We start from the raw sequence: 4170 nt of genomic DNA, 5'->3' as shown, positions 1-4170 counted from the left end.
GGCGGTTCGGGGAAACCCACCAGCAGCAATGCTGGCAGGGCGCCCCGAACCGACCTCACATCAGCCAGGGCAAGCACCACACCCAAGCACTCCTCCGCCCCGCCCGCCGACGAGCAGACTTCCTCTTCGCGATGCTCCGCGACGGAACCTTCTACGAACCCCAACCCGCCCCATCACCTTGACCAAACCCATAGGGGCACCCCCCCCCGGTGCACTCTGTTTGGGTCGTCCCCCTTCGCCCTGCCTCCCGAGGGTTCCCGACCCCGCTGGAGCAGGACGTTTCCCATCTGCCACCTACAACAGGTTGCTACCGGTCTTCGCGGGTATAGTGCGGGGCGTACCTCTTACTCAGGCACAAGGGCCCCGCCAGATCTGGCGGGGCCCTTGTTTTTGCCTCATGCGACCTGGAGGTTCGGGCGGCCCTCACTGGGTGGAGCTGTGACGTACGAGGGCAGCCTGAGGTTCGGGAGCTCGCCCGCCTTGATGGCCTGCAGGGTGTGCCGGAACGCCGCTTCCATGTCGTCGTGGCTCTCGTACTTGGCCGCGAGGGGATGGAGTCGGTAGCTGTTGCCTTTCCGACCGTCGCTGGAGGGGCGTAGGACGATGTTCAGATCGCACAGTGGTGCCATCAGGAGGCTGACGGCCTGTGGTGTGATCTTGTATTCCTTCGCCATGTCCTTCTGCCGTACGGGCAGGTGTCCTCCGAACTCGGAGCGGAACACCAGGTAACTGAGGAACTTCACAGCTGCCCCAGAGACGGGCACAGCCCAGATGCGATCGGAGACGATCGGAGACAGGACCTCAGCCATCAGGCCACCCTCCTCATTGTCGGCTGCCAGGGTACGTACGCAGTATCACCCGGTTCTCTTCTCCCTGGTGTAGGTGGCCTGCCCAAAGTCGAACTCCTCCTGGTGCGGCTGCTCGGGGCCGATGTCGTGGGGGAAGGCGGTCGGGTCGTGATCGTGCTCCGAGGCGATCTCCGCGAGCACTTCGTTCTGGGCCGTGCTGTTGCCCTGGAACCAGAGCGTCACGTTCAGGCGGATCTTGCCGTTTCCTGCCTGCTCGACCCATTTGTATTCGCACAGCGCTTTGATGGCTCGGTTCACGGTGGACCGGGTGATCTGCTTGCCGTCCTTCTTCTTGGCGGCAAGTTTGTTCAGCCCATCGGTGATCTCCTGCTGGGTGTACTGGGCGATGCCGGTTCCCGGAACCTGCCCCCCGGCAACGAAGAGGAAGACGCACAGCTGCGACTTGGTGATGGAGTTGGCGACGGCCAGCTGCGCGAGGAGCTGGGTGAACCAGTTGCTCGCCAGGCTGTAGCCGGCGTTGCCCGCCATGTTGTGGACGGCGCGCGCCTCGTTCTCGAACTCGAACCTCACGCCCTTCAGCTTGCGGTGGCTGCGGGGGTCGGCGGTCTGGGCCGCTTCGCCTAGCTGCCTCCCCAGGACGCTGAGGATGTCGTCGTATGCAGCGCCGTCAGGCGTGTGGGATGGAACGGCTCGTGGCCCGCCCGGACGACGCCGGGCCGGCTGTTCAGATGGCACATGACCTCCTTAGTACTCAGGCGTGGCAGACACTATCGGAAAAATCAACAGGAGCTTGTCTTTTGACGCACCGGCGCGCCATCCGACGGCAGGCCCACGACCTTTGTGATCCTGCTGCACAGAAAGTCAACTCAGGCTTGATTTTCATGTCGCGCTGGACCATGAAATCAAGTGATACTTGATTTCATGTGTCGCATGGAGCGCACATTCGCCGCACCGACACCGCGGGGAACGGCATGGGTTCCCCCTCGCCCCCAAGTCGCTGACCAGGCGTAACGTGGCCCGTTTCTCTTAGCTCGCCTGATCAAGCTGTACTTGTTTTTTCGGCACGAATGTGACGGCCAGGTTGACATCTCGGCATGCGAAATGTGCTCTACAGGACAACACGCATCCAGCAAACGTGCAGGTCAGACAGGGTTTACGCGGCCGCGCCTCTTATACAAGAGCCACCGGCCCGAGCCTCAAATCGTGCCCAGGTGGAGCTGGCGGAACGTTCTGTACCTGCCGCACCCCAAGTCCAACCCCGCCTGAGACCTGTGCCCGCGAACGTCAGCTGCCACGAAGCCTCGCCATCACGACGACGATCAGTGGCCACCTGCACCACGGATGTGCCCAGCCAAGGAGCTTGGTCTCTCACGCCCCCAGTGACCTGCTGTCGCAAGGACGGTCTCAGGTACCCCTGCGGGGCACCGCAAGCCCGCCAGGGCTGAGGAGCTACCGCACCTTGCGATCCCATGGTCAGTCGCAGAAGCCGCAGCGCCCTGCGCAGTGATGCCGCTTGGCCAGGTCAGGACGCCCGGCGGTATTGCTCCTCACCAGACGTTGCGTGACCGGCAGCCTTTTCAGGGCGTGAGAGGCGGGTGGTCCTTAGTAGCTGTTGTCGTTCCGATCTTGAGGGGTGCGCATCGAACGGGAGTCTCGATCGGGTGATCACAGCTGGTCGCGGGCATGAAGGCAGGGCCTCTTGGTAGCTCGGGGTTGCGAAGCCAACCGAGATCCAGGAGACCCTGTTGCCGCAGTTGTACGTGCTCGCGCCGGTGGAGTTCAACTCGGCTGCACCGACGTGTGATTGTGTCGCTCACCGGTTCGGAAACGCGGCCGCTCACCCGGAACGTGTTCGGCGGTATCCCTCGGACATGACGGACGCGGAATGGGCCGTGGTCCGGCCGCTGCTGCCGGTGCCGGGCTGGCTGCGCGGCCGGGGAGGGCAGCCGGAGGCGTACTGCCACCGGGCGATACTCGATGCCATCCGCTACCTCGTCGACAACGGCATCAAATGGCGGGCCATGCCCGCCGACTTCCCGTCATGGGACCGGGTATACGCATTCTTCCGCCGCTGGCGCGACCACGCCCTGGTCAAGGAGTTCCACGACCGGCTGTGCTCGAGGATCCGCGAGAGGGAGGGGCGGGACACGGAGCCGACGGCCGGCGTGATCGACTCGCAGTCCGTCAAAGCGGACGCCGTCGTCGGATCGGACAGCCGCGGGTTCGACGGCGGCAAGCTGATCAACGGGCGCAAGCGGCACGTCGTGGTCGACACCCTCGGTCTGCTGCTGGGGGTGATGGTCACCGCCGCGGACACCGGCGACCGCGCCGCCGCCCAGGTCCTGCTGCGACAAGTCGCCGACGCGCACCACCGGCTGGAGCTGGTCTGGGCCGACGGCGGCTACACCGGCAACCTCGTCGAGCACTGCCTCACCGCGCTCGCCCTGGTCCTCGCGATCGTCAAGCGCAGCGACGACATGCGCGGCTTCGTGGTGCTGCCCAAGCGGTGGATCGTCGAGCGCCTCTTCGCCCACCTGATGCGCACCCGCCGCCTGGCACGCGACTACGAACGCCGCACCACCAGCGCCGAAGCGATGATCTACTGGTCGATGATCCTCCTCATGACCCGCCGCCTGGCCCGGCCACACCCTGCGCGAGCGTGAACCGGCCCGGCGCGGGCTCGGCCAGCCACCCGCGCGCGACCAGGCGCTTCGCCTTCGACCGCAGTGCCTCCACCCGCGCCGGCACCACGTCCATGCCGAACACGGCGGCCATCTCCTGGCAGGTCAGCGGCCCTTGATGAAGCCGGACACGGTCCGCGAGCGCCTGCAGGATGCGCTGGTAGTCCACCGACAGCACCGACCAGGGCAGCTCCTCACGCCACACCGCCACCTGCGATTTCGGCTTCACCGCATCCCGGGGCGCCGACGGCACGTCCGCATCCCGCGCATCCGGGGTGATCTTCGTGTCGGCGGTGTCGCCGCTGTCCGGAGCGAGCACCGTATCGACCCGCCTGCGAGCGATCGTCCACTCCTGCCATTCCTGCTCGGCCGCGGCCAGCTCGGCCTGGATGCGGTCGGCCTCCTCCCGCAGCTCGTCCACACGACGGCGAGCACCCAGCTCACGCTGTTCCAACAGCCCAACCACCGACGGCATCCACGACCTCCCCAGGAGCGACTGCACGACAGGCGACTACTCCCACGGGATCTCCGAACCTACGCCCGACCAGCGAAACGCAGTCCTCAAGTCCGGAAAGACAACAGCTTCTTAGCTTGACGTTTATCCTCGCAGGTCACTCGACCTGCTGATCTGCGGTTCTTCCCGGGACAGCAGGGGCGGCCGTTCTCCACGCTTCGAGATG

The 4170-nt window shown here is 65.5% G+C and carries 5 protein-coding genes; 2 read left to right on the top strand and 3 right to left on the bottom strand.

What is annotated here, in order from left to right:
• Positions 1-182 (top strand): hypothetical protein (locus tag ACIA8E_RS41580; RefSeq protein WP_399307259.1); only part of this gene is annotated, 182 nt, incomplete at its 5' end.
• A 213-nt stretch (positions 183-395) separates the two neighbouring features.
• Here ACIA8E_RS41580 and ACIA8E_RS41575 read toward each other — a convergent pair.
• Both ACIA8E_RS41575 and ACIA8E_RS41570 read right to left on the bottom strand, forming a co-directional pair.
• Complete coding sequence (locus ACIA8E_RS41575; protein WP_330481449.1) at positions 396-809, bottom strand: hypothetical protein; 414 nt, start codon at positions 807-809, stop codon at positions 396-398.
• Positions 810-854: 45 nt separating this feature from the next.
• Positions 855-1544 (bottom strand): hypothetical protein, encoded by a 690-nt coding sequence (locus ACIA8E_RS41570; RefSeq protein WP_399307257.1) that lies wholly within the window; start codon positions 1542-1544, stop codon positions 855-857.
• A 1136-nt stretch (positions 1545-2680) separates the two neighbouring features.
• Here ACIA8E_RS41570 and ACIA8E_RS41565 point away from each other — a divergent pair.
• Positions 2681-3472: an IS5 family transposase gene (locus ACIA8E_RS41565; RefSeq protein ID WP_399307255.1), complete on the top strand. Its 792-nt coding sequence runs from the start codon at positions 2681-2683 to the stop codon at positions 3470-3472.
• Here the strand turns inward: ACIA8E_RS41565 and ACIA8E_RS41560 are convergent.
• Positions 3429-3965, bottom strand: a complete 537-nt coding sequence (locus ACIA8E_RS41560) for a hypothetical protein (protein WP_399307261.1) — start codon at positions 3963-3965, stop codon at positions 3429-3431. The two genes, ACIA8E_RS41565 and ACIA8E_RS41560, sit on opposite strands and share 44 nt — an antisense overlap.
• Positions 3966-4170 lie beyond the last annotated feature (205 nt).

The organism is Streptomyces sp. NPDC051664, assembly GCF_044453545.1.
Lineage (GTDB): Bacteria > Actinomycetota > Actinomycetes > Streptomycetales > Streptomycetaceae > Streptomyces.
This window is presented reverse-complemented; position numbering and strand designations above follow the sequence as displayed.

What these genes read in the sequence shown, in the direction of transcription:
- ACIA8E_RS41565 (WP_399307255.1), top strand. Translation starts at nt 2,681, where the DNA reads ATGACGGACGCGGAATGGGCCGTGGTCCGGCCGCTGCTGCCGGTGCCG.
- ACIA8E_RS41575 (WP_330481449.1), bottom strand. Translation starts at nt 809, where the DNA reads ATGGCTGAGGTCCTGTCTCCGATCGTCTCCGATCGCATCTGGGCTGTG.
- ACIA8E_RS41560 (WP_399307261.1), bottom strand. Translation starts at nt 3,965, where the DNA reads ATGCCGTCGGTGGTTGGGCTGTTGGAACAGCGTGAGCTGGGTGCTCGC.